The sequence below is a fragment of the Streptomyces dryopteridis genome, from assembly GCF_049606955.1.
In the GTDB taxonomy this organism is placed as follows: Bacteria; Actinomycetota; Actinomycetes; order Streptomycetales; family Streptomycetaceae; genus Streptomyces.
In genome coordinates, this window is the sequence record NZ_CP187115.1 from 13,909 (window position 1) to 40,077 (window position 26,169).

The 26,169-nt window shown below is 74.3% G+C and carries 28 protein-coding genes; 12 read left to right on the top strand and 16 right to left on the bottom strand.

The features are described 5' to 3' along the window. Positions 1-48: 48 nt before the first annotated feature. The 13 genes from ACN20G_RS35470 to ACN20G_RS35530 form a co-directional block, all read right to left on the bottom strand. Positions 49-339, bottom strand: a complete 291-nt coding sequence (locus ACN20G_RS35470) for a hypothetical protein (RefSeq protein ID WP_424217467.1) — start codon at positions 337-339, stop codon at positions 49-51. Further along, the gene (locus tag ACN20G_RS35475; RefSeq protein ID WP_424217468.1) at positions 336-905 is read right to left on the bottom strand and encodes a nuclear transport factor 2 family protein; all 570 of its coding nucleotides are present in this window, start codon (positions 903-905) and stop codon (positions 336-338) included. Before ACN20G_RS35475 ends, ACN20G_RS35470 begins: the two co-directional genes overlap by 4 nt. 41 nt (positions 906-946) lie before the next feature. Next, complete coding sequence (locus ACN20G_RS35480; protein WP_424217469.1) at positions 947-1,162, bottom strand: hypothetical protein; 216 nt, start codon at positions 1,160-1,162, stop codon at positions 947-949. Between the two features lie 21 nt (positions 1,163-1,183). Then, complete coding sequence (locus ACN20G_RS35485; RefSeq protein WP_424217470.1) at positions 1,184-2,242, bottom strand: ACP S-malonyltransferase; 1,059 nt, start codon at positions 2,240-2,242, stop codon at positions 1,184-1,186. Positions 2,243-2,258: 16 nt separating this feature from the next. Further along, positions 2,259-3,104 (bottom strand): 4'-phosphopantetheinyl transferase family protein, encoded by an 846-nt coding sequence (locus ACN20G_RS35490; protein ID WP_424217471.1) that lies wholly within the window; start codon positions 3,102-3,104, stop codon positions 2,259-2,261. Further along, complete coding sequence (locus tag ACN20G_RS35495) at positions 3,101-3,484, bottom strand: acyl carrier protein (protein WP_424217472.1); 384 nt, start codon at positions 3,482-3,484, stop codon at positions 3,101-3,103. The genes ACN20G_RS35490 and ACN20G_RS35495 overlap by 4 nt, the downstream gene beginning before the upstream one ends. Positions 3,485-3,851: 367 nt before the next feature. Then, the gene (locus tag ACN20G_RS35500; RefSeq protein WP_424217473.1) at positions 3,852-4,121 is read right to left on the bottom strand and encodes an acyl carrier protein; all 270 of its coding nucleotides are present in this window, start codon (positions 4,119-4,121) and stop codon (positions 3,852-3,854) included. A gap of 38 nt (positions 4,122-4,159) precedes the next feature. Beyond that, entirely contained in the window at positions 4,160-5,461 is a 1,302-nt protein-coding gene (locus tag ACN20G_RS35505; RefSeq protein ID WP_424217474.1) for a beta-ketoacyl synthase N-terminal-like domain-containing protein, read from the bottom strand. Continuing rightward, positions 5,458-6,753 (bottom strand): beta-ketoacyl-[acyl-carrier-protein] synthase family protein, encoded by a 1,296-nt coding sequence (locus ACN20G_RS35510; protein WP_424217475.1) that lies wholly within the window; start codon positions 6,751-6,753, stop codon positions 5,458-5,460. The genes ACN20G_RS35505 and ACN20G_RS35510 overlap by 4 nt, the downstream gene beginning before the upstream one ends. 55 nt (positions 6,754-6,808) lie before the next feature. Next, positions 6,809-7,141 (bottom strand): TcmI family type II polyketide cyclase, encoded by a 333-nt coding sequence (locus ACN20G_RS35515; RefSeq protein ID WP_424217476.1) that lies wholly within the window; start codon positions 7,139-7,141, stop codon positions 6,809-6,811. 294 nt (positions 7,142-7,435) lie between these two features. Continuing rightward, entirely contained in the window at positions 7,436-8,314 is an 879-nt protein-coding gene (locus ACN20G_RS35520; protein WP_424217477.1) for a hypothetical protein, read from the bottom strand. 119 nt (positions 8,315-8,433) lie between these two features. Further along, the gene (locus tag ACN20G_RS35525) at positions 8,434-9,210 is read right to left on the bottom strand and encodes a response regulator transcription factor (RefSeq protein ID WP_424217478.1); all 777 of its coding nucleotides are present in this window, start codon (positions 9,208-9,210) and stop codon (positions 8,434-8,436) included. A 297-nt stretch (positions 9,211-9,507) separates the two neighbouring features. Then, positions 9,508-10,515 (bottom strand): ScbA/BarX family gamma-butyrolactone biosynthesis protein, encoded by a 1,008-nt coding sequence (locus ACN20G_RS35530; protein ID WP_424217479.1) that lies wholly within the window; start codon positions 10,513-10,515, stop codon positions 9,508-9,510. 307 nt (positions 10,516-10,822) lie between these two features. Between ACN20G_RS35530 and ACN20G_RS35535 the strand changes: the two genes are divergently transcribed. From ACN20G_RS35535 to ACN20G_RS35555, 5 genes are all read left to right on the top strand, one after another. Further along, positions 10,823-11,716, top strand: a complete 894-nt coding sequence (locus ACN20G_RS35535; protein WP_424217480.1) for a ScbR family autoregulator-binding transcription factor — start codon at positions 10,823-10,825, stop codon at positions 11,714-11,716. 124 nt (positions 11,717-11,840) lie between these two features. Beyond that, on the top strand, positions 11,841-14,195 hold the full coding sequence (gene tap, locus ACN20G_RS35540) for a telomere-associated protein Tap (RefSeq protein ID WP_424217481.1): 2,355 nt from the start codon (positions 11,841-11,843) through the stop codon (positions 14,193-14,195). A gap of 69 nt (positions 14,196-14,264) precedes the next feature. Then, entirely contained in the window at positions 14,265-14,819 is a 555-nt protein-coding gene (gene tpg / locus ACN20G_RS35545) for a telomere-protecting terminal protein Tpg (protein ID WP_424217482.1), read from the top strand. Between the two features lie 85 nt (positions 14,820-14,904). Next, entirely contained in the window at positions 14,905-15,381 is a 477-nt protein-coding gene (locus ACN20G_RS35550) for a hypothetical protein (RefSeq protein ID WP_424217483.1), read from the top strand. A 9-nt stretch (positions 15,382-15,390) separates the two neighbouring features. Then, positions 15,391-16,119, top strand: coding sequence for a VOC family protein (locus ACN20G_RS35555; RefSeq protein ID WP_424217484.1), 729 nt, complete (start codon positions 15,391-15,393; stop codon positions 16,117-16,119). A 39-nt stretch (positions 16,120-16,158) separates the two neighbouring features. Here ACN20G_RS35555 and ACN20G_RS35560 read toward each other — a convergent pair whose 3' ends face one another. Then, positions 16,159-16,575, bottom strand: coding sequence for a hypothetical protein (locus ACN20G_RS35560; protein WP_424217485.1), 417 nt, complete (start codon positions 16,573-16,575; stop codon positions 16,159-16,161). Between the two features lie 303 nt (positions 16,576-16,878). Between ACN20G_RS35560 and gdhA the strand changes: the two genes are divergently transcribed. The 4 genes from gdhA to ACN20G_RS35580 all read left to right on the top strand — a co-directional run bounded on the left by gdhA (position 16,879) and on the right by ACN20G_RS35580 (position 21,469). Beyond that, a complete protein-coding gene (gdhA, locus tag ACN20G_RS35565; protein WP_424217486.1) occupies positions 16,879-18,228 on the top strand; it encodes an NADP-specific glutamate dehydrogenase in 1,350 nt (449 codons plus the stop codon). Positions 18,229-18,389: 161 nt separating this feature from the next. Beyond that, positions 18,390-19,736, top strand: a complete 1,347-nt coding sequence (locus tag ACN20G_RS35570; RefSeq protein ID WP_424217487.1) for an AMP-binding protein — start codon at positions 18,390-18,392, stop codon at positions 19,734-19,736. Between the two features lie 115 nt (positions 19,737-19,851). Then, positions 19,852-20,775, top strand: a complete 924-nt coding sequence (locus ACN20G_RS35575; protein ID WP_424217488.1) for an NADP-dependent oxidoreductase — start codon at positions 19,852-19,854, stop codon at positions 20,773-20,775. A gap of 100 nt (positions 20,776-20,875) precedes the next feature. Further along, positions 20,876-21,469, top strand: a complete 594-nt coding sequence (locus ACN20G_RS35580) for an NADPH-dependent FMN reductase (protein WP_424217489.1) — start codon at positions 20,876-20,878, stop codon at positions 21,467-21,469. A gap of 134 nt (positions 21,470-21,603) precedes the next feature. Here the strand turns inward: ACN20G_RS35580 and ACN20G_RS35585 are convergent, their stop codons facing one another. Beyond that, positions 21,604-22,893 (bottom strand): glycosyltransferase 87 family protein, encoded by a 1,290-nt coding sequence (locus ACN20G_RS35585; RefSeq protein WP_424217490.1) that lies wholly within the window; start codon positions 22,891-22,893, stop codon positions 21,604-21,606. Between the two features lie 166 nt (positions 22,894-23,059). Beyond that, on the bottom strand, positions 23,060-23,203 hold the full coding sequence (locus ACN20G_RS35590; RefSeq protein WP_424217491.1) for a hypothetical protein: 144 nt from the start codon (positions 23,201-23,203) through the stop codon (positions 23,060-23,062). A gap of 233 nt (positions 23,204-23,436) precedes the next feature. On the opposite strand from ACN20G_RS35590, the gene ACN20G_RS35595 reads away from it, so the two are divergent. The 3 genes from ACN20G_RS35595 (at position 23,437) to ACN20G_RS35605 (ending at position 26,123) form a co-directional block, all read left to right on the top strand. Then, positions 23,437-24,318 (top strand): ABC transporter ATP-binding protein, encoded by an 882-nt coding sequence (locus tag ACN20G_RS35595; protein WP_424217492.1) that lies wholly within the window; start codon positions 23,437-23,439, stop codon positions 24,316-24,318. Further along, complete coding sequence (locus tag ACN20G_RS35600; RefSeq protein ID WP_424217493.1) at positions 24,315-25,544, top strand: ABC transporter permease; 1,230 nt, start codon at positions 24,315-24,317, stop codon at positions 25,542-25,544. The genes ACN20G_RS35595 and ACN20G_RS35600 overlap by 4 nt, the downstream gene beginning before the upstream one ends. Before the next feature lie 168 nt (positions 25,545-25,712). After that, positions 25,713-26,123 carry a rodlin gene (locus ACN20G_RS35605; protein ID WP_424217494.1) on the top strand — a complete coding sequence of 137 codons (411 nt, stop codon included), beginning with the start codon at positions 25,713-25,715 and terminating at the stop codon, positions 26,121-26,123. Positions 26,124-26,169: the final 46 nt, after the last annotated feature.

The window sequence follows — 26,169 nt, forward strand, 5'->3', positions numbered from 1 at the left end:
CCTTGTTCTCCGTGCGGTCATCCCCGTCGGCCCGTTGTCGAGCCCCGTTCACGCGGCCCCGTTCCGGCCCGGTCGATCCCCCTCCCGTCCTTCTTCCCGCGCGCGGGTGCGCGCGGGCGTGGCGGGGGTGGCGCGGTCGCGGGCGAGGTGCAGGGCCCAGCGGGCGCGGCGCAGGAGGAGTTCGGTGAACGGGAGCGGTGCGGAGGAGGTCGACGGTGCGCGGGGGAGGTGTGGTGCGGGTGGGCGTGCGGACAGGTGCGGCAGGGGCGGCAGGCCCCACGCCTGACAGGCGACGGGCGTGTCGGGCCGTTCGGGGGCCGCGGTGGTGGGCGGGGTCATGTCCGCGCGGTGTGCGCGAAGCGGGGCAGGGGGTCGCCGGTGGTGGTCACGACGTGGAAGACGACGTGGTGCAGGCGCCAGCCGGCGGGGGTGCGCACGGCGTCGATCTCGTAGCGTCCGCCGACGGTGAAGGGTGTGGCGGGTTCGGGTCCGTGGTGCAGGTGGACGGCGTTCTGGTGGGCGCGCAGGGTGGCGTGGTCGCCGGTGACCTCGATGTCGTGGCTGCCGCCGAGGTGGTGGGTGTGGGCCCAGCGGGCCCGGGCCAGGCGGCGGAACTCGGTGTAGCCGGCGGCGCCGCGGGTGGTGCCGATGGGGAAGGCGAAGGTGGCGTCGGGGGTGAAGATCCGGCTGTGGGCCAGGAGGTCGGTGCCGGGGTCGGAGTCGGTGCCGATGTCGTCGAGGGACAGTACGTAGCGGTCGAAGAGGGCGCGCAGTTCGGCGTGGTCGGCCAGGCGTCGGACCTCTTGGCGCAGGTCGGCGAGTTCGTGGGTCAGGGCCGTGGTGTCGGTGGCGGGCTGCGTGTGGGTGTGGGTGTGGGGTGCGGCGGATGAACGGGGTGGGGACACGGCGGCGTTCCTCGGGTCGGGGTGCGGGGTGCGGGGTCGGTTCAGGGGCCGGCGCCGATGCCGGCGCCGGCGTCCGCGGTGTGTTCGCGGCGGGGTTCGGCGCGGCGGCGGGGCAGGAGCGGGCCGCCGGAGGTGTGGCCGGTGTGTTCGGCTTCGAGGGCGGCGGCGCGGGCGAGGGTGAGGGTGGTGAGCGCGGCGAGTTCGTCGGTGGTGAGGGCGGGCGGGGTGTCGCCGGGGGCGCGGGTGGTCCTGGTCATGGCGGGTCTCCTCACGGGGGGTCAGGCGGCGGGGCCGAGGGCGGCGCCGGTCAGTGGGCGTCGGGGCGCGGGGGTGTGTTCGCGGGCGGCGGCGGTCGTGGTGGTGCGGGGGACGCGGGGGTGGGTGCGGACCCGGCCGCAGCGGGGGTCGCAGCCGTGGACGCGGGCGCCGGGGACGATGCGTCGGATGAGGCCGCCGAGGGTGTGGCCGGGGCCGACCTCGATGTAGCGGTCGGTGCCCTGCCGGTCGAGGGCGCGGACGGTGTCGGTCCAGCGGATCGGGCCGGAGAGCTGGGTGCGCAGGGCTACGACGGCCTCGGCGGCGGTGGTGACGCGGGTGCCGGTGGCGCTGGAGACGACGGGCAGGGTGGGGTTGCGGAACTCCGTGCCGATGAGGGCTTCGGTGAACTCGGCCTCGGCGCGGCGCAGCAGGTTGGCGTGGAAGGGGCCGCCGGTGTTGAGGTCGGTGACGCGCAGGGCGCCGGCGGCGCGGGCGGCGCGGGCGAGGTGGCCGACGGCGCGGGCCTGGCCGGCGACGACGCGGTGGCGGGGTTGGTCCTCGGTGTCGACGAGTTCGACGATCTGCCCGGTGATCATCGCGGATTTCTCGCAGAGTCGGGCCAGGCGGGTGCGGTCGAGGCCGAAGACGGAGATGGTGGCGCCGGGGATCTCGCTGCCGACGGAGCCGATGAGCTCGCCGCGCAGGCGGACCAGCCAGAGGGCGTCGGTCCATTCGAGGACGCCGGCGGCGACGAGGGCGGCGTATTCGCCGACGCCGTGGCCGGCGACGGCGTCGGGGGTGAGGCCCTCGGAGCGCAGCACGTCGAGGAGGACCACGCTGGTGAGGAAGAACGCGGGGTGGAGGACGGCCGGGTCCTCGGCGTCGGGGGTGTGGGCGGGGTGGTCGGGGTGCGGGTCCTCGGGCTCCTCGGGGGTGAGGCGGGAGAGCGGGAAGCCGAGGAGGTCGTCGGCCGGGCGGTGGTAGGTGGTCACCAGGTCGGGGCGTCTGGTGGTCAACTCGACGCCTATGCCGGGTCGTTGGGGCCCTTGGCCGGGGAAGACGAATGCCGTGCGGAGCATGGGGGTCACGTCCTTGTCACGGGGCGGGGGTGGTGGGGGCGGGCGGGGTCCAGTCGGCGGTGAGCCAGTCGGCGGGCAGGGTGCGCAGCTCGGCGAGGGCGGGCGGGGGGCCGGCGATGGCGGCGCTGCCGGCGTGCGCGTCGTCGCACGGGGCGCGGACCAGGGTCCAGCCCTCGGGGTGCCGGCCGGGGTCGAGGCCGAGGTAGTCCTTGGCGGGGGAGCGGCTGAGGCCGGTGCCGATGCCCTTGAGGTATGCCTCCTTGCGGGTCCAGATCCGGCCGAAGAGGTCGCGGCGGGCGGTGTCGTCGTTGGTGGCGGCGAGTTCGGCCTGTTCGTCGGGGTGGAGGACCTTGGAGGCGATCTCGACGGTGTCGGCGCCGGGCAGTTTCTCCACGTCCACGCCGATGGGGCGGGTGGCGAGGCCGACCATGGCGAGGGTGCCGCTGTGGGAGAGGGAGAAGTGCAGGGGTGGCGGGGGTGGTCCGACGGCGGGGCGGCCGTGGGGTTCGCCGCAGCCGGGGCAGGGTTCGCGCAGGAACTCGACCTTGTCGGGGGAGGTGGCGGTGTAGAGGCCGAGGAGGCGCCGCAGCCCGATGTGGGCGGCGGCGTAGAGGAGTCCGTCGCCGCGGCGGGCGAAGGCGGCGGTGCGTTCGCGTTCGCGGTCGTCGAGCTCGTGGTGGGCGAGGGTGTCGAACTCGGCGAGCGGGGGGCGGCGGATCAGCCACAGGTCGATCCGGTCGGGGTCGACGCGGAAGTCGGCGGGCCGGTCGGGGCCGGGCAGGGTGGCCTCGGTGGGGCCGGGTGGTGCGGGGGGCGTGCCGTGGGTGGGCGGCTCGGTGGGCGAGAGGGTCGTGGAGGTCATGCGTACACCGGGGTTCCGTACTTCCGGGCGCGTTCGGCGCCGAACTGCCAGGCCAGGCAGTCGATGAGTTCCTGAGCGCTGTTGGCCAGCAGCAGGCGTTGGAGGTTGAGGTCGACACCGAGCGTGGCCTCCATTCGGTACTGGAGCTCGATGCCGGTGATGGAGCCGATGCCGAGGCAGCCCATGGGGCGGCCGGTGGTGTCGATCTCGCTGGGGTGGAGGGCCAGGACGCGGCCGAGTTCCTCGCGGACGTACCGCTCCAGGAGGGCGGTGCGGGTGGTGAGGTCGGCGGCGTTCAGGGCGGTGGGGGTCGGGGCGGTCATGTGGATGGTCTCGCCGTCGTCGGTTTCATAGGTGCGGGCGAGTCGGACTGTGGTCATGAGGACATCCGGGGGTGAGTGGTGGGGCGCGGGGTGCCGGCGGGGGCGGTGTGGGCGTGGGGTCCCCTACCGCCGCCGGGTGCGGGTGTGGGGGGAGAGGCCGGCCGGGGGGAGTCCCGGCCGGCCTGTGTCGCCGACGCGGCGTGGGTGTGCGTCGGACGGGTGGGGCCGCGCGGGTCTGGGGCGGGGGGTGTCCGCGAAGTAGCGCCGGGCGCCCGTAGGGCGCTGCTCGTGTGGTCTGGTGCCGTGCATCGCAAGGCGGAGCAATGCCCTCGTACTGGGCGTACGAGGGCATTGCGACAACGCGGCGAGGTGCGGTGCCAGGCCGCACGAGCCAGGCGGGACTTCGGGGACACCCCCCGGTGACTCAGGCGGTGATGTGGGTGTGGAGGTGGGTGTTGACGGCGGTGATGAGGGCTCGGGGGGTGCGGTGGGTGAAGACGTCCTCGCCGAGGGTGACCTCGTATTCGCGTTCGATGCGGGCGATGGTCTCGAGCATGGCGAGGGATTCGAAGCCGAGGACCTCGAAGTCGGTGTCGAGGAAGTCGGTGACTCCGTCGAACTCGTCCTCTTCGGCGCCGGCTCCTTCGAGGAGGACGCGGTGGAGGTCGGCGAGGGTGAATTCGGGGTGGCTCACGGTGGGGCCCTTCTGGGTGGGGTGTCGGTCGGGGTGGGTCAGTCGTCGAGGGAGCGCAGGACGACGGCGGAGGTGAAGCCCCGGCCGCCGCGGGCCAGGACGAGGACGGTGCGCACGGAGGCGGTGCGGGGGCGGTCGGTGACGAGGTCGAGTTCGTGGACCGGGTCGGGGTCGACGTGGAGGGTGGGGGGGATGAGTCCTTCGGCCATGGCGGCCAGGGCCACGGCCACGTCTACGGGTCCGCCGCCGGCGCGGAGCCGGCCGAAGGTGGTCTTGGGGGCGGTGACGGGGACGGCGCCGGGGCCGAAGACCTCGGCGAGGGCGCGGGATTCGATCCGGTCGGCGGTGGGGTCGCCGGCGGCGTCGGCGAGGACGAGGTCCACGTCGGTGGGGTGGACGCGGGCGTCGGCGAGGGCGCGTTCGATGACGCGGCGCAGGACGGGGCCGCGGCCGCCGCCGGGGCGGGGGTCGAAGCCGGCGGCGTGGCCGGCGAGTTCGGCGTGGGGGCGGTGGACGCCGCGGGCGCGGGCGGTCTCCTCGTCCTCCAGGATCAGCAGGGCGCCGCCCTCGCCGGGGACGGAGCCTCGGGCGTCGGCGTCGAAGGGCAGGTAGGCGCGGGCGGGGTCCTCGGCGGTGGACAGGGTGCCGGCGGCGTGGAGGGCGGCCCAGCCGAGGGGGGTGAGGGGGGCTTCGAAGCCGCCGGCGGCGATGGGGGTGCGGGTGGTGCGGACGCGTCGGCGGGCGTGGCCGAGGGCGTCGAGGCCGCCGGCCTGGTCGGCGACGAGGGTGCCGTGGGGGCCGTGGGCGGCGTGTTGGATGGCGACGCGGCCGGTGGTGGCGGAGGCGAGGGCGGCGAAGGCGGGGTAGGCGCCGACGTGTCGGGGGCCGCCGCTCCACAGGGCGCGCAGTTCGCGTTCGGCGAGGTCGCCGCCGCAGCCGGCGGCGGTGATGACGCCGACGGTGGGGGTTTCGTGGGGGGCGGTGGCGGTGGTGTCGGTGTTTCCGGTGGTGTCGGTGGGGGTGAGGCCGGCGTCGGCGAAGGCGCGTTCGGCGGCGATCAGGGCGAGGCGGGTGACGCGGTCGGTCTGGGCGACGACGCGGGCCGGGAGGCGGGTGCGGGGGTCGAGGCCGTGGATGCGGCCGGCCCAGGTGCGGCCGGGGGTGTGGGGGCCTTCCGGTGGCCCGTGCGGGTCGTGCGGGTCGGCGGGCCCGAGGGCGTTCTTGCCGATCCGGACGCCCGCCCACAGGTCGTCGACGTCGAGTCCGTGCGGGGTGGCGACGCCGATGCCGGTGATGACGGTACGGCGGGGTTCGCGGGTGCGGGTACGGGTCGGGTTCATGCCGTGCTGCTCCTGTCGGGTCGGGGCGACTCGGGTTTCCTGAGCACCAGGGCGCTCTGGAAACCGCCGAACCCGCTGGCGAGCGCCACCGCGGTGGTGATCGGGTGCGGGCGGGCGGTGCGGGGGGTGTGGTCGAGTTCGCAGTCCGGGTCCGGGGTGCGCAGGGTGGCGGTGGGGGGCACCAGGTCGTGGGTGAGGGCCAGGACCGCGGCGACGGTTTGGAGGGCGCCGAGGGCGCCGAGGCCGTGGCCCACCATCGAACTGATCGCGCTCACCGGGGTGGTGCGGGCGTGGGGGCCGAGGGCGCGGCGGATGGCGGCGGCTTCGTGGCGGTCGGCGAGGGGGGTGCCGGCGCCGTGGGCGGCGATGTGGTCGACGGCTTCGGGGGGCAGGGCGGCGTCGGCGAGGGCTTCGGTGAGGGCCGCGGCGAGGTCGCGTCCGTCGGCGGGCAGCGCGGTCATGTGGGCGGCGCCGGTGCGGCCGGCGTGGCCGACGAGTTCGGCGTGCCGGGGGGCGCCGCGGCGCAGGGCCCGTTCGCGTTCCTCCAGGACGAACACGGCGGCGCCCTCGCCGAGGACGAGGCCGGTGCGGGTCGCGTCGAAGGGGCGGTGCGCGTGGGTGGGGTCGTCGTTGTGGGTGCCGGTCAGGCGCAGGGCGTCGAGGGCGGCGAGGAGGGAGCGGGTCAGGGGGGCCTCGGCGGCGCCGGCCAGGACGATGTCGGCGTCGTCGGCGCGGATCAGGTCGGCGGCGTGGCCGAGGGCGTCGAGGCCGGCGGTGCAGCCGGAGGGCAGGACCGTCACGGGGCCCTCGGCGTCGGCGGCCCAGGCGATCTCGGCGGCTAGGGACTCGGCGGCCAGCCGGGTGTGCAGGTGGGGCGGGGCGAGGGCCGGGTCGGGGGTGGGGCGCCGGCCGTCGGCGGTCATCGTGCGGTACACGTCTTCGAGGGCTTCGAGGGTGGCGGCGGCGGTGCCGACGCTGACGCCGATGCGGTCGGGCCGGTCGGGCACGGGGGTGGTGTGCAGGCGGCTGTCGGCGAGGGCCTCGCGGGCGGCGGCGACCCCGTAGCGGCCGGCGCGGTCCAGGCGGTGGGTGTCCTGGGGGGTGAGGCCGTGGGCGGCGGGGTCGAAGTCGACTTCGGCGGCGAGGGTGGAGCGCAGGCCGGTGGGGTCGAAGCGGGTGATGGGTCGGAACGCGGTGCGTCCGGCGCGCAGCAGCTCCCGGAAGGCGGGGACACCGGTGGCGCCGGGGGCGATCACGCCCATGCCGGTGACGAGGACGCGGCGACGGGGCATCGGGGGACCTCCCGTCGGTTCCGGTTCCGGTGGCGGGGGCGGTGCGCGCGGGGGGTCACGTGCGGGCCGACCAGTCGTAGAAGGGGGTGGCCATGGCGTCGGCGGGGGTGCGCCAGGTGGCGGGGTCGTAGGGGCTGATGTGGGGGCGGAGGTCCTCGCTGACGCGGACGAAGCGGGGGTCGTGCCGGGCGGTCTGGATGCGGCTGCCGCCGTCGTCGGACGCGAAGTCCTGGAGGTGGAAGTACAGGCCGTGGAAGCGGAACAGGCGCCGGCGCAGGGTGCCCATGTGGTGGGGCATGTCGGTGGCGTCGAAGGCGCTGAAGAGGTCGGCGACCTGGTCGGCGGAGGTCTCGTCCATGCGGGCGACGATGAGGTTGCTGTGGGTCAACGGGGGCCTCTTTCGGCGGGGACGGCTTCGGCCCCGCTGCCCTGGGGTGGGCGGCGGGGCCGTGGGGTGTGCGGGTCGCGCGGGTGGGGGCGCCGGTGTGGGGAGACACCGCACCGGATCCTGGTTTCCAGGTTCTTCGGCCGGGGCCCGGGGTTCAACGGGCGGCGTTCAAGGCTTGCGTCAGATTGGCCAAGGGAGTGCGCGGTGTCTTCGGGCGGGCTTCGCGGAAGGTCAAGTCGGCGTCAGAACGGGGCCGTCGGGGGTGGTTCGGTGGGCGGCGCGCGGCGGCCGGTGTCAGGAGCCGGCGGGGCGGGTGCGGGCGGCGCGGCGGGCGAAGCAGGCGCGCACGTCGTCCTCGTTGTAGTAGGTGCGGCCGGCGCGGGTGCGGCGGCGCCAGCGTTCCTCGCTGGCGAGGCGGTAGACGGTGCTGACGGAGGCGTGCCACAGGCGGGCCACGTCGGGGGCGGCGAGCCAGCGTTGGGCCGGGGCCGCGGGCGCGGAGGCCCGGTCGCCGGGGCGGGGGGCGGGGCCATCGGAGTCGAGGGAGGCGCGCAGGGCGATCCACCGGTCGCTGCTCCAGCGGTGGGTGGGGGAGGCGGTGCAGCGGATCTCGGGGTTGCCGGTGGGGCGGCCGGTGCGGTGCACGGCGGCGGTGAGGGCGCCGGCGCAGTCGGGTTCCGGGCAGCGGCCGAGGCGAATGGTGCGGGCCGGGTCGGGGAAGGCGATGCGACGGGCGGCGCGGGCCAGGCGGGCGGACTCGACGGAGAGGTCGGCGGCGGCGGGATGGGCGGCGAGCCAGTCGAGGTGGCAGGTGAGGAAGGAGGCCAGGCGCGGCACGTCGCGGGTGGGCGCGTCGAGTTCGCGTTCCTGGGCGACCAGCCCGCTCCAGGAGCCGAGGAGGGCGACGATGCCGGAGCGGGCCTCGGCGGCGGGGCCGTTGAAGGGGAGGCCGGGCAGGGAGCCGCCGCCGGTCTTCTCGCGGAGGCCGTCGAGGGCGGGGCCGGCCAGGATCCGCTCGCACTCCTCGTAGAGGTGGGTCAGCTCGCCGAGGGTGGCGCCGAGGATGTCGCGGCAGTGGGAACACAGGGTGCGGCCGCGCGGGGCGAGGCGGCGGGAGGTGCCGGCGGCCTGGCGGGCCCGGCAACCGTCGCCTTGGCAGCGTGCGGTGCTCATGGGATCGGTTCCCTTGGATCGGGTGGGAGGGGAGGGGGTGGGGGTGCGGCGGCCGTGCGGGCTCGCGGGCTTGCGGGCTCACGGGTTCCCGGGCTTGCGAGCGGGGGTGCGGGTGCGGGTCAGCCCATGCCGATGCGGAAGCCGACGCCGCGGATGGTGATGATCCAGTCCGCGCCGATCTTGTTGCGCAGGGTGCTGACGTGGGTGTCGACGGTTCGCCGGGACCAGGAATCGCCCCACACGCGCTGCATGAGCATCTTGCGGGGGACGACCGCGTCGGGGTGCGAGGCGAGTAAGTAGAGCATGTCGAACTCCTTGCGGGTGGTCTCCACGGGGATGCCGTGCAGACTGACCTCGCGGGTCTGGGAGTTGATGCTCAGGCCGCCGCGGGTGATGGAGCCGGTGATCGGTGCCCGGGGGCGGGAGCGCCGCATCACGGCGTCCATCCGGGCCATCAGTTCGCGGAAGCCGTAGGGCTTGACGAGGTAGTCGTCAGCGCCGGCCTGGAGGCCGAGGACCCGGTCGAGTTCGGAGCCGCGGGCGGTGACGGCGATGATCGGGATCTCGCTGGTGGCCCGCATGGCGCGGCAGACCTCCAGGCCGTCGAGGTCGGGGAGTTCGAGGTCCAGGAGGACGAGGTCGGCGTCGGCGAAGGCCCGCAGGGCCTGGTTGCCGTCGGGGACGATCGTGACCTCGTGGCCGTGCCGGCTCAGGCCGCGGGCGAGGGTCTCGGCGTCGCGAGGGCTGTTCTCGACGAGGAGGATCCGCCACGCGGTGCCGGAGGTGGTGCCGGCGGCGGTGACGGAGTTGGTGCTGCCCGGCACGGTCACGGCGGTGGTCGGGAGGGTGGTGGTGGTCCGCGGTTCCAGTACCCCGCTTGCCGTAGGCCGGTTCATCTGTCCCCCTGCTCCGGATCTGATTCCGCCAACATGGAAGAAAGTTAAAACCGCAGAGTCGGTTTGTCAAAGCCCTATCGGAGATCTTGCCCCGCCAAATCGGGACATATGTCCAGGGGTTGCGGGGGCCTGAGCCTGGCACCTGGGGTTATCCGGTCGGATGGTGAGTAAAAAAAACCTCGCGACACGTTTGTTTTTTCGTCAAAAAAAGACCCCCGACGCCCTCAGGAGGGCATCGGGGGTCCGGGTGGGGTGGGTGTCGCGTGCGGTGCGGGGGTGGGACGGGGGTGGGGCGGGTCAGGCCGCGGGGTCCTGCGGGGTGACGAACGTGCAGGTGAACACCGGCTCGCCGTCCTGCTCGCCCTGGACGCGCACCACGGTGCCCGCGCCGGGCTCCAGGGGCGGTATGACCGTGGTGGACAGGACGCACGGCCGGTCGAACTCCGCGTACCGGTGGAAACGGACGTCGCCGTGCGCGGGCAGGAAGTAGTCGGGGGCCACGCTCTCGTGCGCGGCCTGGCGGGCGGCCTCGAAGAGCAGCATCCCCGGGATGTGGTCGTTGGGCCGCTGGAACAGGGTGGGGTGCCGGGTGTCCACGCGCAGCGCCCTGGTGTCCGCGGTCGGCCCGGGCGAGAGCAGCACGTGCTCCGGGTGCGAGCGCCCCACCGAGGCCGGCGGCAGGGGGGCGGAGGTGGGGATGAACGTCACCGGGGTCGTGTACGCGCCGCGCAGCCGACGGTAGGTGGAAGGGCTGGTCAGGCGGGTGGCGAGGCTGACCGTGGCGACCGGCACGCCGTGCCGCTCGAAGGTCGCCCGGACCCTCAGCTCGGTGACGCGCCCGCCCCTGCGGACGATGTCGAAGGCGGTGAGGCGCAGGTCGACGGCGTCCTCGGAACTGCCGACCGACAGGCCCTCCGGGTGGCACAGGTAGTCGAGTTCGGATAACAGGAAGTGGTGGTCGGTGGGCACCCCGTAGCCCGCGTGGATGACCGCCATCGACGCCTGGCGCATGGTCTCGGCGATCAGCATCGGGTCGTGGACGCCGCCGTGCACCGGAGCGAAGAACGGGTGCCCGGCCGGCCAGACGGCCCGAACCAGGAACTCGTCCTCGCCGAGTCTCGTCCACCCCAGGGGGAACGCGTCTTCTCTTCGCACGCGGTGGCACATCGCGAGCGAGGTCGGGCTGAGGTTCACGCTGGTCGAGGCGAGGGCCGGCCGGAAACAGCCCCCGTGTCGCTCGACCTTCCGGGCCTCGGCGCCCGTGCGGGCGAGCGATGAGTGGCGCTCCATGACTGCGGCGTTCACGTGATTCCCCCTGAAAGACGGACCCGTTGGGTGCGACGAGGACAAAGATACAGACTTGGCGGTTTTTGAACAGAAGGTTGTGCCGGCGAATGTCACCTGCGGACGGGCCTGAAGTACGGGTGCGCAACTGGGGTGATTTATCCGGAGAGGCCGGATTTATCGCCCGTGCCGGCCGATTCTCGGGCGGACTGAGGGCGCGTTCTGGCGCATAAATGGCCGAAGACCGGACACGTGGTGAACGTTTCCGCCTGGTCAAAACCAACTGGACGGTTTAGTATTGGTCGGTAATCAGACTCAGGAGCGTTCCGTGACCAAGCAGGAACGGGCCGTGCGTACCCGCCGGGCGTTGATCGTGTCGGCGGCCACGACCTTCGGGCGACGGGGATACGCCGAGGCCACGTTGCAGATGATCAGCAGCGGCGCCGGGGTGAGCCCCGGCGCGCTCCACTTCCATTTCGCGAACAAGGCCGCGGTGGGAGTGGCGGTCGAACGCGTGGCGGCGCGTGTGCTGCGGGCCGTCGCGGCCGACAGCCGGGCCCGCCATCCCTCCGGACTTCGGGCCCTGGTCGACACCACGCACGCGCTCGCGCGGGTCCTCGTCACCGACGTCGTGGTGAGCACCGGACTGCGGCTCGGACGCGAACCCGGCTACGCGAGCGACCTCGACCTGCGGCGCGAGTGGCGCAGACACGTGCGGACCCTGCTGACGGAGGCCGAACGCCAGGGCGAACTGCTGCCCGGACTGCCGGTGCGCCGGGCGGCCGCGATGGTGGTCGCGGCCACCATCGGGTTCGAGGACCTCGGCTACCGGGACCCCCGATGGCTCTCCCAGGAGAGCCTGGACGACTTCTGGGCGATGGTGCTGCCGGCCATGGCGACGCACGCGGCCGTCCGTGAACTGGGCGGCGGGGTCGGGGGCGGGAGCGGGGTCGGGAGCGGGGCCGGGGGTGGGGGCGAGGGGTGGCCGGGCATCGCCGTGCGGATCGGGGGGTCCGCCGCGGGGACGATCGTGGGGGCGGGAGGGGTCTCGGTCGGGGGCGGGCGGGCCTTCGCCCGAGGGCCCGGACCCGTGGGTACGCGGATCGCCGGCGGGGCCGCGACCCGGGAGAAAACGGAACCGGGAGCGGAGCAGGCGGTGACGGCACGGTTGACGGGGATCCTGCCGGCGCCCCGCTCGCCCCATTCCACTGACTCCGGCTGAAACCCGAGCGGTGTCGCGCGCCATGGGGGTCGGTACGCGGTGCGTGGGATGAGCGGTTCGGTGAGCGGTTCGATGCGCGGTTGGGGGGAGGGGGTGCCGTAGGGTGGGGGCGGAGGTGGTCAGGGTGACGGATGAGCAGGGACGGCTGTTCGCGGCGGTGGACGCGTTGGTGGCCGAGGTCGTGGACTGCGCGTTGCCGACGCCGGGCGAGCGCCGGCGGCTGCGCGAGGCGGCCGGGCTCAGCCAGGAACAGGTGGCCCAGGCCCTCTCCACCCGGCGCGAGACGGTCGCGTCCTGGGAGAACGGCCGCAGCGAACCGCGTGCCCCGCGCCGCGCGGCCTACGCGCGCCTGCTCGCGAACCTGGCCGAACGGCACCCGGGCGAGGGCCCGGGCGCGGACGGCGAGGCGGACGGCGAGGCGGACGTCCAGGAGCCCGGGCACCGGATCGGGCACCGGATCGGGACCGGGACCCCGTCCGGGGACGGTGCGGGGTCGGATGCGGAAGGCGAAACGGAATCGGGATCCGCGGGGCCGCGTCGCATCGTCGTGCCGGTCGACGCGGAGGTGTCGGAGCGGGACGCCGGTGCGGACGGGGTAGGGCGTGCCCCCGATCCCAGTCCAGTCGGTGGCCCGGACGCGGGGTCCGGTGGTGAGACCGGCTCTGACGGCGGCGGCGACGGCGCCGGCGGCGGGGCCGGCGGGCGGGCTTCGGCGGTGGGGGTGCGGGGCGGTGGCGCGCGGAAGGCGGCGACCCGAGCGCGAAAGCCGGCCGCGCGGCCCCGGGCCGCCCGGGCCACCCGCTTCGTCCGGCCCCCCGGACCCGCCTGCGAAAACGGCCCGTTCGCCGTCGTGACCGGCACCGGCAAGGCCCACACCACCGCCGGCGTGCTGCCCTGCCCCGACACCGACCTGCCCGCCCTGGTGACCTGGGCGCTCGACGAGGCCGGCCTCGGCGCGCCCCGGCTCGCCGACCACGGGCACGACGCCGACCCCCTGGTCGTGCTCACCGCCGACGCGCTGCCCGCGCTCGGCCTGCCCGCGTCCCTCAGTGACCGGCGCGGCCTGCGCCTGGCGGAGGACCACCCCGTGCACACCGTGCTCCGCGCGGCCGGATGGCGGCTGACCGGGCGCGGGTTCGGGCCCTGGGCGCGGGTCTACCGGTCGGCGGAGGGCGGCACGCGCCGGTGCGTGCAGTTCGCGGTGCTGCCGTGGGGGGCCTTCGACGCGCGCGCGTGGGGCGGGGACCTGTCGACGTGGGAGCCCGAGGCGTTGACGGAGGTCCTGGGCGCGTACGCGACGCGGGTGCTGACGCCGCTGGGTTCGACGGCGGTGACGGGGCTGGAGCTGATGAGCGCGCTGCGTCCGCCGACCCGGCCGGTCCGGGACGGGGCGGGCGGCTGGCGGTCGGCCCCGGTGCCGGGGTCGTTGACGGAGGTGGTGGAGTGCGCGCCGCCGGAGGCGCCGGACGGGCACCCGCTGGCCGTGGGCCTGTACCCGCGGTTCCACCGGCGCACGCCGGCGGAGGTGCTGGACGAGGAGGCGTGCCAGTGGGCGCGACCGCTCACGGACGAGGAGTGCCTGCGGCCGTACGTGGTGGGCGTGGACGTGAACATGGCGTTCGCGGCGGCGGCGAACGGGCTGGTCGTCGGGACGGGCGCGCCGGTGCACGTGAAGGAGCCGGTGTTCGACCCGAAGCTGCCGGGCAGTTGGCTGGTGGACCTGTCGGAGCCGGATTTCGGGCCGCTGCTGCCGAACCCGTACACGCCCGACGGGCGCCGGCCGGAGGGCCCGGCCTGGTACGCGACGCCAACGTTGGCGTACGCGGTGTCGCTGGGACACCGGGTGGAGCCGATCGAGGCGTACGTGCGGCCCGAGCACGGCACGTACCTGACGCCGTGGTACCAGCGGCTGCGGGACGCGTACCTGGCGACGATGGCGGAGCTGGGCGTGGTGCCGGGGATGCCGGAGGAGGAGTTCCTGGCGGCGATGGCCCGCCACAAGGAGGTCGATCCGGGGCGGGCGATGGTGCTGTCGGCGATCAAGGCGACGGTGAAGGGCGGGATCGGGAAGTTGCGGGAGGGGCCGCGCGGGGCGGGGTGGCGGCCGGGCGAGCCGTGGCCGGCGTTGTCGCGGGTGACGTGGCGGCCCGACATCCGGGCGGCGGTCATCTCGGCCGCGCGGGTGAACATGCACCGCAAGGTCATGGCGTTGGCCGGGACGGGTCGTTTTCCGGTGGCGATCCTGTCGGACTGCGCGGTGTACGCCTCGGACGGGCCCGCGCCCACGGACTTCCTGCCCCGGGGGCCGGAGGGCGGTCCGCTGCCGGGCGGGTTCCGGCTCGGGGTGTCGCCGGGGATGGTCAAGCACGAGGGGACGAGGACGACGCTGTGGGCGGAGGGCCTGAGCGAGGAGCACGGGGCGGGGGTCAACATCGCCCGGTACGTCAAGGGCGGTGACGCGGTCGCCGAAGGTGAGTAGTGGGCCGGTGAGCGGCGAGCGTGACGGTGCGTGGTCGGACAGGTGGGCAGTGGGAGGGGACGAGGCGGGATGGGTGTAGTCGGAGACGGGCTGGAGAAGGCGGTGGAGGCGGCGTTCACGCGGCCGATCCCGAAGTCGGCGGGCGCGCGGGTGCGGTTCCTGGTGCGGTCGTTGAAGTCGACGCGGGAGGTGGCCGAGGCGTTGGGGGTGTCGCGGCGGACGGTGGAGCGGTATGTGAAGGACGAGATCCGCACGCCGAAGCCGGAGTTGGCGGCGCGGTTGGAGCGGGAGGTGCGTCGGCGGTGGCAGCCGTTGGTGCGCAAGCGGGCGCGGGATCGGGCGGCGTCCTCGACGGGGATCGTGATCGAGACGCGGGCGCGGTTCGGTTTCACGGCGGCGCCGGGGTCGTCGGACGACGCGCGGACGCGGTTGATCACGCAGGCGTTGCCGCCGTTGTGGGCGGGCCGGTTGTTCGACGCGCAGGCGGCCGGGGCGAGCGAGGAGGAGCTGCGGCGGATCGCGGCGGAGGGCTTGCAGGAGGTGTACTTCCGCGACGGCGGGTCGCGGGCGTCGGGGCTGAACGTGGAGTTCACGGACATCGACTACGTCGAACTGGAGCTCTGAGGACGTCACACGTCGGGCGCGGCGGACGTGGGCCGGTCGCCGAGTGGTCTTACGTGGGGGTGAGGCGGGCTCTAGCCTCTGGGGCATGTCGTGGATGGCGTTGGCCGGTGCGGTGGTGGGGGCCTTGATCGCGACCGTGTCCGCCGTGCTGCTCGATCGGGGCCGGCGCCGGTGGGAGCGGGAGGTCCGGCTCGCCGATGTGCGACGTGCCCTGTACGGGGAGTACCTCGCCTGCCTGTCCCGGGCGCGCAACGAGTTCCGGGCTCTGGCCCGGGACCGGGCGATGGGCGCGGCCGAGCGGGAGCGGGGTGCCCGGGTTGGGTTCGCGCCGTGCTACGAGGTGCGGTACCAGATGTCGATCACGGCGGCGCCGGCCGTGGTCGTCGCCTCCGAGGAGGCGTTCCGCCGGCTGCGTGACGTGCGGGATCTGGCCGCGAGCGGGGTGTTGGTCGAGGACGAGGCGTACGTGGCCGGGCGGGTGGCGTACGAGGCCGCGCTCGCGCGGTTGCGGGCCGCGATGCGCGGTGATCTCGGAGCGGATCGGGGGGTGGGGCGGGTTTAGGTTGGGGGGATGGTGCGTCCTGTGCAGGTGAATGTGAAGGCCGTTGACCGGGGGTTGGTCGGGGGGTTTTGGGGGGTTGCGCTCGGGTGGGAGGTGCGGGATGCCGGGGTGACCAGTTGGGTGGGGCCGGCGGGCGGCGGGTGGCCTGATCCGGTGGTGTTGGGGGTGAACGTGGTGCCCGTGCCGGAGGGCAAGCCGGCGGTGAAGAACCGGGTGCACCTCGATCTCGCCACCCGGTCCCTCGCGCATCAGGCGGAGCTGGTGGAGCGGTTGCTGGGGTGCGGGGCGCGGCCGGTGGACGTGGGGCAGGGGGAGGTGCCCTGGGTGGTGTTGGCGGATCCCGAGGGCAACGAGTTCTGCGTGTTGGAGCCCCGGGAGGTGTACCGGGACACGGGGCCGATCGCGGCGGTGGTCCTCGACTGTGTGGAGCCGCGGGCCGTGGCCCGGTTCTGGGGCGCGGCCACGGGGTGGGCGGTGCGCGCGGCGGGGGAGGGGGCGGCGTTGCGGGCTCCCGGGGACGTGGGGCCGTACCTGGAGTTCCTGCGGGTGCCGGGGACGGCGGGGGTCGCGGACCGGGTGCACCTCGATCTGTGGCCGGGGCCGGGCGGGGACGTGGTGGTGGAGGCGGCGCGGTTGCGGGGGTTGGGGGCGCGGGAGCTGGACCTGGGGCAGGGGGCGGTGTCGTGGCGCGCCCTGCTCGATCCGGAGGACCACGCGTTCTGCGTGCTCGCCCCCTGAGCCCCCGGCCCTCAGCGCTCAGCCCTCGGCCCCCAGCCCTCAGGCGTCCGGTTTCGGGGGGATGAGGGTGGTGAGGGCGCGCAGGTCCAGGGGCATGACGGCGAGTTCCCACTGCTCGGTGGTGGGGTCGGCGGCGGGGGCGCAGCGCAGCACGCGGGAGCCCGGGTTGATGGTGATGCCCTCGCGGACGGTGGGGGTGCGGGGGTCCCAGTGGACCTGGGGCGGGAGGTCGGTGGCGGGGCCGCGGTCGGGGATCCAGCGCAGGGCGCCGTCCGGGCCGGGGGCGACCAGGCCGGGGCGCCAGCGGCCGGTGCCGGCGGGGCGGCGGGCCATGCCGGGTACGCCGGTGGGCAGGAGCGCGGTGCGGCGGGCCCGGTCGCGTACGAGGAGGCGACCGAGCACGACGAGGAGGGCGACGCCCGCGAGTGCCAGGACCGGGTAAAGGATCGCGTTCACCGACGGTATTCAAGCAGAACGGTGCATACTCCCTCGAACTGATGCGCCGTCGTCTCGGAGCGTGTGCGCGTGATCTCACGGCGCACAAAGGACCCCCGCTGTGCGCGCCGCCGGGGCTACCTGTGACCCTGTTCCACAGGACGGAAGCCCTCATCCACTCCGCGAGATTCACGGTAGCCTCCGGGTGGACCGTCCGCGCGGGGAGATCCTCTCGACCTGCGAGAACGTGGCGGACCGCAGACAGCCCGCACCTGTCGCCCCCCACACGTCGAACCATTGACGCCCCCACGAAAGGGACACCAAGTGAAGGACCAGAAGGACAGGCTGGAAGCGCTGCGGGCCGAGATCGAGCGCCGCAACCCGGGTCAGCCGGAGTTCCACCAGGCGATCCGCGAGGTGCTGGAGCACCTGGTGCCGGTGTTCGAGGCCCGCCCCGAGTACGCCGAGCCCGGTCTCATCGAGCGGATCGTGGAGCCCGAGCGGCAGATCATCTTCCGCGTGCCGTGGCAGGACGACCGCGGTCGCACCCACGTCAACCGCGGCTACCGGATCGAGTTCAACAGCGCGCTCGGCCCGTACAAGGGCGGTCTGCGCTTCCACGAGTCGGTGAACATCGGCGTCATCAAGTTCCTCGGCTTCGAGCAGATCTTCAAGAACGCCCTCACCGGCCTCGGCATCGGCGGCGGCAAGGGCGGCAGCGACTTCGACCCGCACGGCAAGTCCGACGCCGAGGTCATGCGCTTCTGCCAGTCGTTCATGACCGAGCTGTACCGCCACATCGGCGAGCACACCGACGTGCCCGCCGGTGACATCGGCGTCGGCGGCCGCGAGATCGGCTACCTGTTCGGCCAGTACCGTCGCATCACCAACCGCTGGGAGGCCGGCGTCCTGACCGGCAAGGGCCAGGGCTGGGGCGGTTCGCTGATCCGCCCGGAGGCCACCGGCTACGGCGCGGTGCTGTTCGCGCAGGAGATGCTGGCCGTCAAGGGCCTGTCGCTGGAGGGCCAGAGCGCCGTCGTCTCCGGCTCCGGCAACGTCGCCATCTACACCATCGAGAAGCTCCAGAAGCTCGGCGCGAACCCGCTGACCGTCTCGGACTCCTCCGGCTACGTCGTGGACGACAAGGGCATCGACCTCGCGCTGCTCAAGCAGATCAAGGAGGTCGAGCGCGGTCGGGTCTCCGACTACGCGGCCCGCCGCGGCGCGTCCGCGAAGTTCGTCACGGGCGGCAGCGTCTGGGACGTCGCGGCCGACGTGGCGTTCCCCTCCGCCACCCAGAACGAGCTGGACGGCGACGGCGCCCGCGCCCTGGTGCGCGGCGGCGTGAAGGCCGTGTCCGAGGGCGCGAACATGCCCACCACCCCCGAGGGCATCCACGTGCTCCAGGAGGCCGGTGTCGCGTTCGGTCCGGGCAAGGCCGCCAACGCCGGTGGCGTGGCCGTCTCCGCGCTGGAGATGAGCCAGAACGCGGCCCGCGTGAACTGGACCGCCGAGCGGGTCGAGGAGGAGCTGGGCGGCATCATGCGTTCCATCCACGCCGTCTCCTACGAGACCGCCGAGCGTTACGGCGCGGCCGGCGACTACGTGACCGGTGCGAACATCGCCGGTTTCGAGCGGGTCGCCGACGCGGTGCTGGCCCAGGGCCTCATCTGATCCCCTGATCCGGCCCCGGCGCCCGCCGCCGGGTCACCTGACCGACGCGCGTCCCCCCTTCGCCGGGGTGGGCGCGCGTCGGCGCGTTTACGGGCCCGGCATGATGGGTGCCGTCGACGACGCGAACCCCGCGCGGGCGCGGGGGGCAGGGGGACGGGCACGTGTGGATCGAACGGGACGAACGGGCCGGGGACGCCGGTGACCGGGCGGACGCGCTGACACTGGGCGGCGAGAGCACCTCCCGGGCGGGGCTGCGGGCCGCCGCGGAGGCGTTCGCGGCGCGGATCGCGGGCGCGCCGGCCGTGGCGGTGATCGCCGAGCCGACGCTCGCGACGGTGGTCGCGGTGGTGGGCGGGATGCTCGCCGGGGTGCCCGTGGTGCCGGTGCCGCCCGACGCGGGGCCCGCCGAACGGGAGCACATCCTCACCGATTCGGGCGCCGACCTGGTCACCGCCGACCCCGCCGGCCGGCACGGGGGCGCGCTCGCCCTGCCGGCCGCCGACCCCGAACGGCCCGCGCTGATCCTGTACACCTCGGGCACCACCGGCGCGCCCAAGGGCGTCCTGGTGACGGCCGGCGCGATCGCCGCCGACCTCGACGCGCTCGCCGACGCCTGGGCGTGGACCGCCGAGGACACCCTCGTGCACGGGCTGCCGCTGTTCCACGTGCACGGCCTGGTGCTGGGGGTGCTCGGGGCGCTGCGCACCGGCAGTCGGCTCGTGCACACCGGGCGGCCCACGCCGGGGGCGTACGCGGCGGCCGGCGGCAGCCTGTACTTCGGGGTGCCCACGGTGTGGTCGCGGATCGCGGCCGATCCGGCGGCCGCCCGGGCGCTGGGCGGGGCGCGGCTGCTGGTGTCGGGGAGCGCGGCCCTGCCCGCGCCGGTCTTCCGCGACCTGCGGGAGCTCACCGGGCACGGGGTGGTGGAGCGGTACGGGATGACGGAGACGCTGATCACGGTCAGCGGCCGGGCGGACGGGCCGGTCACGCCGGGCACGGTGGGCGTTCCGCTGCCGGGGGTGCGGACCCGGGTCGTGGTGGAGGAGGGGGCGGAGATCGGCGAGTTGCAGCTGACCGGGCCCACCCTGTTCGCCGGGTACCTCGGGCGGCCGGAGGCCACGGCCGGCGCGTACACCGAGGACGGGTGGTTCCGCACCGGGGACATCGCGGCGATCGGGGAGGACGGCACGCACCGGATCGTGGGCCGGGCCTCGATCGACCTCATCAAGTCCGGGGGGTACCGGATCGGGGCGGGGGAGGTGGAGAACGCGTTGCTGGACCATCCGGCGGTGCGGGAGGCCGCGGTGGTGGGGGTCGCGGACGCCGATCTCGGGCAGCGGATCGTGGCGTACGTGGTGGCCGAGGGGGTGAGCGGGCCGGAGCTGACGGCGTTCGTCGGGGAGCGGTTGGCCGCGCACAAGAGGCCGCGTGAGGTGCGGTTCCTGGCGGCGTTGCCGCGCAACGCGATGGGCAAGCCGCAGAAGCGGCTGCTGCTCGGGGAGGGCTGACCGGGCAAGGCCCGCCGGGCGCGTGTTGACCTCAACCATGGTTGAGTTCCTACGGTGAACCCATCGGCCGGAAGTCGGCCGACAAGTCCCTTAGCGCACCGAGGAGTTCACTGCCATGAAGGCGATCGCGTTCCACGCCCCCGGAGGGCCCGAGGTGCTGCTCCCGGTCGAATTGCCGACCCCCGAGGTCGGGCCGGGTGAGGTACGGGTCCGGATGCGGGCCGCGGGGGTGCAGCCGGTGGACCTCGCGATCCGGGAGGGTTTCGTGCCGCCCGGGGTGCGGATCGGCTCCCCTCACGTGGTCGGCGGGGACTTCGCCGGGGTCGTGGACGCGGTGGGGGCCGGGGTGACGGCGTTCGCGGTCGGGGACGAGGTGCTGGGCTACCGGGCGCAGGGCACGTACGCCGAGTTCGTGGTGGTCCCCGTCGGGCAGGTGGTGGCCCGGCCGGCCGGGGTGCCGTGGGAGCAGGCGGGCGCCCTGTCGGCGTCCGGGCAGACCGCGCACACCGCGCTGGAGGTGCTGGAGGTCGGCCTGGGGGACACCTTCCTCGTGAACGGCGCCGCCGGTGGGGTCGGGAGCGTGGCCGTGCAGCTCGCCGTCGAACGGGGCGCCGTGGTCATCGCCGCCGCCAGGCCCGAACACCACGGGTGGCTGCGGGAGTTGGGGGCGCGGCCGGTGGCGTACGGGGCGGGTCTCGTGGAGCGTGCGCGGGCGCTCGCGCCGGGCGGGATCGTGCACGCGGCCCTGGACACGGCGAGCGTGGCCGGGCTGGAGGCGGCGTGCGAGCTGGTCGCGGACCGGGGGCGGGTGGGCACGGTGTTCGCGGCGGAGCGGGCCGTCGAGCTCGGCGCGCGGTGGATCCGCTCGGACCGGCGGCCGGAGCGGCTGGCGGCGTTGGCGGAGCGCCTGGGCGACGGCCGGCTGCGGGTGCACGTGCGCGAGACCTTCCCGCTGGAACGGGCGGCGGACGCGCACCGGGCCATGGCGGTCGGGCACGGTCGCGGCAAGATCGTGCTGCTCGGGCCGGCGACGGCCTGAATCCCCCCGGGTTCTTTCTCTCCTCTGTTTGTTGATCTCTCTCTTCCTTCCCTTTCCTCCCCTTCCCTTTTTGCGCTTTCGCGCGGATACGAGGTTCGTCATGTCCGAGAACACCCGTGCCCTGAAGGTCGGCGTGCTGATCGCGAGCACCCGGCCGGGCCGGTTCGCCGATGTCGTCAGCCGTTGGTTCCTCGCCGAGGCCGGCGCCCGGGACGACATGGAGACGCACGTGATCGACCTGGCCGAACCGGCGCTGGTCGCCGAGTTGCAGCTGACGTTGGAGCCGGGCGGGGCGGTTGACGGGCTGCCGACGCTGGCCGAACGGATCGACGGGATGGACGCGTTCGTCGTCCTCACCCCCGAGTACAACCACGGCTACCCGGCCTCGCTGAAGCTGGCCATCGACTACGTGTACGCGCAGTGGCGGGCCAAGCCGGTCGGTTTCGTCTCCTACGGCGGGCAGTCGGGCGGGACGCGGGCGGTGGAGCAGCTGCGGCAGGTCTTCGCGGAGCTGCACACGGTCACGATCCGGGACTCGGTCGCGTTCTCGAACGCGTGGACCCGGTTCGACGAGGACGGGGTGCCCACCGACGCGGACGGCACGGGCAAGGCCGCACAGACGATGCTCGACCAGCTGGCCTGGTGGGGGACGGCGCTGCGGACGGCCCGCGAGGTGCGCCCGTACGCCGCCTGAGGCCGGCCGGCGGCGGGACGGCGTTAACGCCGTTAACGCCGTTAACGGTTCGGGGCGCGGCCCGGGCCGGTACGAGAACGGCGCCGGTGCCCCTCGCGGGGCGCCGGCGCCGTTCGACGTGCGGTGGGGGCGGGTCAGGTCAGGGGGCGCGGGGTGGGCTCGGGGCCGATGGCCGAACGCCACAGGCGGGCCGCCGACCAGCCGGCCGCCGTGAGCAACAGCCCGTTGCGGACCACCATGAGGGTGGTGCCCCACAGGTCGCTCGCGATCACGCGGTTGTAGGAGATCGGGAAGGCGAGCACGCTGACCAGGGTCGCGGCCAGCAGCAGCAGCGCGATCGGGCGCTGCGTGGTGTGCCGGCAGGTCAGGCAGACGGCGGCGAGGCCGAGCAGCCAGATCATGTACTGCGGGCTGATCACGCGGCTGGTGACGGTGAACAGCAGGACGGCCGTCAGGGCCGCGTCGAAGGGGGTGGCGGTGGTCCAGCGGCGGGCGAGCACCCGCCACAACAGCAGCCAGGCGAAGGCGAGGACGGTCGCGACGAGGCTGAGGGTGGCGATGGTGGGGACGCCGGGGCCGACGAACTCCATGGCGCCGTACTGGAAGGTGGCGTAGCCGGACCAGTCGCCGAGGTGCTTGGCGAGTTGCAGGGCGGTGCCGCCCACCGACTCGATCTGGATGCCGCGTTCCTCCTGGTTGTCGAGGAAGTCCCAGGCCCCGTCGAAGAACACGGTGAAGAAGAGCAGCACGCCGGCGCCGGCCGCGACGGCCGAGGTCCACGCCTGTCGGGTGGTGCGGCCGCGCGGGGTGCCGAGCAGGGTCAGGGCGGGCCAGACCTTGACCATCGCGCCCAGGCCGGCGGCGACGCCCGCGAGGCGGGGGCGGTAGCGGACGGCGAGGAGGGCGAGGACGGCGAACGCGGTGGTCTGCACGTCGTAGCGGGCGAAGGGGATGCTCAGCAGCAGCGGCAGGCCGATGACCCAGGCCCAGGCGCCGTCGCGGCTGCCGTCGGGGCGACGGGCCGCGCGCAGCAGGGCGAGGGTGACGAGGGCGTCGCACAGGACGGTCAGGGCGACGAAGGACTGGAAGAAGGTGAGGAAGGGCAGCAGGTCGGCGGAGAGCATGACGCCGGCCGCGCCCGGGGGGTACTGCCAGGTGACGTCGCCGACGGGGAACCAGCCCTCGGCGAGCTGCCGGTACCAGCTCTGGTAGAGATCGTGGACCTCGCGGGAGACGCCGCGCACGCCGATCCCGTCGAGGGCGAGCAGGACGAGCATGACGACGCGGGTGAGCAGCCAGACGCCGGCCATCGCGGCGGACTGGCGCCGCGTCGCGGCGGCGGTGGTGGTCGGGCCGCCGGCGAGGCTCCGGAGCCGGCCTGGGGTGGTGGGCGCGCCCGGGGTCGAGGTGTCTGTACTGGTCACGAGCGCACTGTACCGGGCGGCCCGAACCCGGATTTCACAATCGCGCAAGGTTTCGAGGGGGTTCACCGGGAGTTCGGCGGGGGTGGCCGGCGCCGACGCGGTGGCCGGTTCCCGGCGAACTCCCGGTGTCCGTGCGGAGGGTGGGGATCGGCGGGATCCCGGCCGGTCAGCCGACGAGTTCGGCCTTGTTCATGGCCACGACCCGGCTCGGTCCGGCGGTGCGGGTGTCCTTCGCGAGCTGGGCGGCGGCGCCGACGAGGAATCCGCCGACGAAGAGCGCGACCAGGCCCACGGTGATCCGACGACGCATGAGGTGCCCCCTGGGAAACGGTGGTGGTGAACGGCGGGTGAGCCCGCTCGTGGTCACCGTGCCGGCCCGGGCCGGTCGGGACAACAGGGCCCGGTACGGGCGGGGCGGGGGATGTGGGTGGGCCGGTTCCGGAGTCTTTGCTACCGATTCGATCACATGTTCCGACTGGGCGGCTTTCCTCCCCTAACCTCGTTCCGACCAGCGGAAAGATCGAAAACACAGGGGGAGAGCGCGTGCTCGAACTGAGAGAGGTGCTCCGGCGCTTCGGGGAACGGACGGCTGTCGACGGGGTGTCCTTCACCGTCGAGGCGGGGGCGATGACGGGCTTCGTCGGCGGCAACGGCGCCGGCAAGACCACCACCATGCGCATGGTGATGGGGGTGTTGGCCACGCACGGCGGCGAGATCCGCTGGCACGGCGCACCCGTCACGGCCGAGGACCGGCGCGGGTTCGGCTACATGCCCGAGGAGCGGGGCCTGTACCCGAGGCAGTCGCTGGCCGCCCAACTGGGCTACCTGGGCCGGCTGCGCGGACTGGACGCGCGCGCCGCGAAGACGGCCGCCGGCGAACTGCTGGAGCGGCTCGACCTCGGTGACCGGGCCGGGGACAAACTGGAGTCGCTGTCGCTGGGCAACCAGCAGCGGGTGCAGATCGCCGCCGCTCTCATCGGCGACCCCGAACTCCTCGTGCTCGACGAGCCCTTCTCCGGCCTCGACCCGCACGCCGTGGACACCATGGCCGACCTGCTGCGCTCCCTCACCGAACGCGGCGTGCCGGTGCTGTTCTCCTCGCACCAGCTCGAACTGGTCGAGCGGCTCTGCGACCGGCTGGTGATCCTCGCCGGCGGTCGGGTCGTGGCCCAGGGCTCGGCCGCCGAGCTGCGCGAACGCGGCACGGTCCGGCACCGGCTGGTGGCCGAGGGATCCCTGGAGTGGGTGCGGGGACTGGACGGCGTCACGGTGGTGGGCACGGAGCCCGGCGCCGTGCTCGTGGAGGCGGCCTCGCAGGAGGCGGCGTCCGCGCTGCTGACCGAGGCCGTCGGACGCGGTCCGGTGCGGGAGTTCGTGAGGGTCGTGCCGAGCGTGGCCGACGTGTTCCGGGAGGTGACGGCGTGAGCGCCGAGACGAACGTGCGGCCCCAGCGGCCGACGACGCGACGATCCGTCGCGGCGACCTGGCGCACCGTCGCCGGCCGCGAACTGCGGGTGAAGGCCACCGACAAGACGTACCTGGGCTCGGCCTTCATCACCCTGCTGCTGGTGATCGGCGCCGTGTTCTTCCAGTCCTACATGGGGGCCAACGCGAGCCGCGTGGACCTGGCGGTGGCGCGGACCGCGCCCGACGCCGGCCGGGCGCTGACCGCCGCCGCCGAACGGATGGCCGCGGCCGCCGGGCAGGACGGCGTGGGCTTCGACCGGGTCGAGGTCGCCGACGCCGACGCGGTGCGCGCGGTCGTGCGCAGCGGCGAGGTGGACGCCGGACTGGTGTGGGAGGGGGGTCGGTGGACGCTGCTCGGCCTGACCTCCCAGGACGACACGGCCGGGACCTGGATCCCAGCCGCCGCCGCCGAACTGGCCCTCGACGCGAACGCGAAGGCCGCCGGGACCACGGTCGGCGCGCTGCGGGCCGGCGGCGAGGTCCCGTACGAGCTGCTGGAGCCCTCCCGGACCCCGCTCGGGGTGGTGCAGGGCATCTCGTACATGTTCGGCCTGCTGTTCTACCTCCTCGCGATCATCATGGGCAGCACGCTGGCCAACGCGGTGGTGGAGGAGAAGCAGAGCCGGGTGGTCGAGATCATCGCGGCCACCGTCCGCCTCCGTGACCTGCTCATCGGCAAGATCGTCGCGGCCGTGGTGCTGGGCCTGGGACAACTGCTCCTGGCCTGCGGGGTCGGCGCGGTGGCGCTGGCCGCGCTCGGCGACACCGAACTGCTCGGCCGGATCGGCGGGGGGCTCGGCTGGTTCCTGGCGTTCTACCTGCTCGGGGCCGTGGTGCTGGCCACCGCGTTCGCGGCGGCCGGGGCGATGGCGACGCGGGTGGAGGACGTGGCCTCCTCCACCGGACCGCTGACGATGGTGGTGATGGCGGCCTGCTTCGGCGGCGCGTTCGCCACCGGGACCGTCCAGACGGTGCTGTCCTATGTGCCGATCGCCTCCGTCATCACCATGCCCGGCCGGGTCCTGGCCGGGGAGGCCGCGGCGTGGGAGCCGCCCGTCTCGCTCGCGATCTCGGCGTTCGTCGCCTGGCTCGTGGTGCTGGGCGCCGAACGGGTCTACCGGCGCGCCCTGCTCGACACCGGCGGTCGGCTGTCGCTGCGCAAGGCATGGCGGCTGGAGGACTGAGGCGGGATCCGGCGGGAGTGACCCGGGCGGACGCGGTCCCGCGTCCGCCCGGGGGCGTGCGCCGGGCCGAACGGGTGAGAGCGCGCAACCCCTCCCCGGGGCGGGCGGTTGTGCAGGTCGCTCGACCCCGGGCACCCGTAACCAGCGACGCAAGGATCAGGAAACACGATGCTGAAGAAGATGATGGCCGCCGCCGCTGTCACCGCCTCCATGGTCGGCGCGGGTGCCGCCCTGGCCACCCCGGCCATGGCGATCGGCAACGACAACGGGATCAACACCGTCAACGGCAACAGCGCTTCCCAGGTCTACGGCAACCAGGAGTCCAAGGGCGACATGAGCCCGCAGCTCGGCCTGGTCCAGGGCACCCTGAACAAGCCGTGCCTCGGCGTCCCGGTCAAGGTCAACGCCCAGTCGCTGGTGGCCCTGGTGAACGTCGGCGTCCAGGACGTCAACGTCCTCTCCAACCCGATGAACCAGCAGTGCACCGAGAACTCCACCCAGGCCAAGGGCGACGAGTCCCTCTCGCACATCCTGGACAACATCCCGGTCCTGTCCGGCAACGTCTCCTCCGGCAGCTGATCCGGGGGCCGGTTTCCCCGGCCCGCGCAGGACGGACGCACCACGG